This window comes from Pseudomonas sp. FSL R10-1350 (assembly GCF_009600525.1).
In the GTDB taxonomy this organism is placed as follows: domain Bacteria; phylum Pseudomonadota; class Gammaproteobacteria; order Pseudomonadales; family Pseudomonadaceae; genus Aquipseudomonas; species Aquipseudomonas helleri.
Map to the genome: position 1 here is coordinate 1 of NZ_WIVR01000177.1, position 568 is coordinate 568.

At 55.5% G+C, this 568-nt stretch carries 1 protein-coding gene; it reads left to right on the forward strand.

The annotated features are described in order from the left end of the window. The first annotated feature begins 148 nt into the window (after positions 1–148). Entirely contained in the window at positions 149–412 is a 264-nt protein-coding gene (locus GHO25_RS25730) for a short-chain dehydrogenase (RefSeq protein WP_153393427.1), read from the forward strand. Positions 413–568: the final 156 nt, after the last annotated feature.

Below are 568 nucleotides of genomic sequence, written 5' to 3' on the forward strand. Positions count from 1 at the left end.
ATTTATCGGCAGCTTCGTACAGCGTTGGCGCTTGCCGCTGTTGTACCCCGACGCTTATAGTCCGCGCTCGCCCTCATGGCGACCAGGTTTGGCGACTTGGAATGAAAAGATGAATAACGTTAGTGCGTCTAACCATTGGACATAACTTATGACGCATTCCCCGTATATCCCGCTGACTGCTATTGACTGCACCATTCCCGCCTTATTGATCGACCGCAATGCGCCACTGGATGTGTTGCATGCCAACGCGGCTGCCCGTGTTTTGGCGGTCACCCAACTGATGGAAACCTTTGCCAGCCGCGAACTGGCCGACGCCATTGATCTCAAACACCTGGCCAGCACCGCAGTGTTATTGCTGCGCGATGGCTGCGACGTGCTCGACGTGCTGGGCTGGCGATTAAGGCCGGTTTAACCCCTCCCCCTGTAGGAGCGAGCTTGTCTCGCGATCTTTTGATCTGGCTTGTGATCTGGTTTTTGATCTTGATCTACAGGCCCCTTCGGGAGGCCGTACGCCGGGGCAAGGCCTTTTTGGGTACTTTTGTGGCTGTTTGACAAAAGTGCCTCGCTG

Excerpts from the sequence above, each read along its gene's own strand:
- GHO25_RS25730 (WP_153393427.1), top strand. The coding sequence starts at position 149 with ATGACGCATTCCCCGTATATCCCGCTGACTGCTATTGACTGCACCATT.